Source organism: Aquibium sp. A9E412, assembly GCF_030398335.1.
In the GTDB taxonomy this organism is placed as follows: domain Bacteria; phylum Pseudomonadota; class Alphaproteobacteria; order Rhizobiales; family Rhizobiaceae; genus A9E412.
Map to the genome: position 1 here is coordinate 1 of NZ_JAOAOP010000142.1, position 922 is coordinate 922.

1 tRNA gene is annotated in these 922 nt (G+C 66.7%); it reads left to right on the plus strand.

Annotation, left to right across the window (positions count from 1 at the left end):
* Nucleotides 1–610: 610 nt before the first annotated feature.
* Nucleotides 611–701 (plus strand) — tRNA-Ser (locus N1F89_RS20600).
* The last annotated feature ends 221 nt before the right edge of the window (nt 702–922 follow it).

The window sequence follows — 922 nt, forward strand, 5'->3', positions numbered from 1 at the left end:
TCGGATCCGCGGCCTTTGCGCCGGTCACGCCGGCCGTCAGGGCCGCCGCGGAGCCGATGAGAAGGCTCTTGATTTTCATTTCTGACCTCCAGTCAAAGTTCGAAAGCGGGTCTGGGTTCTGGCTGAAGGACAGCGTTCCCTGCCCCATCCCCAATGACGAAAAAGACGCGCGATGTGCGCCCCTTCTTCGACAACGACATTACTCAGCGGCCTTGCCCGTTCAACAGCGTTTCGCCGCCTGGCGGCCCGCCCGCTGCGCTATCGCCGGGCGCTGTTGCACAAAAGACACGAATTGGCCCACGACGGTAAGGAAGCGTTAACCGACGGGGCGCCGGAAGGCCCGTTTCGCTACCGGTTCGGCCGAGGCAGGGCCGGGAATCATCGCCCCCGCCGGGAGAATCGCCGCCGTCGCGGCAGCGGCGTCCGAACCCCCCGGACTTACCGCGCGCGCTCGCGAATCCATAGGGTCGGGTCGCGCAAGGCGGCTCACGCACGGTCGATTGCCGGGCGACCGGCCGGGTCGCCGCGCGGCCGGCCGGCGATCGCTGCCGGGTGTGGACAGGGATGCCTTGTCTTGGCGGCAATTTCCGTGTTTATGCGGGGCGCGAACGGAGAGGTGGCCGAGTGGTCGAAGGCGCTCCCCTGCTAAGGGAGTAGGCCCCAAAAGGGCCTCGTGGGTTCGAATCCCATCCTCTCCGCCATCCGGTCTTCGGAAAATTCCCAAATAAAACAGTGCCTTGCGGAGCGGTTTGCGGCTCCGAACGCGGTGGCTCCCGGCCGCTCGCGCCGCGCTTCGGCGCCTCCGGACGACGCCGAGGCGGCGATTCTGACTGGAGGTCAGAAATGAAAATCAAGAGCCTTCTCATCGGCTCCGCGGCGGCCCTGACGGCCGGCGTGACCGGCGCAAAGGCCGCGGATCCGA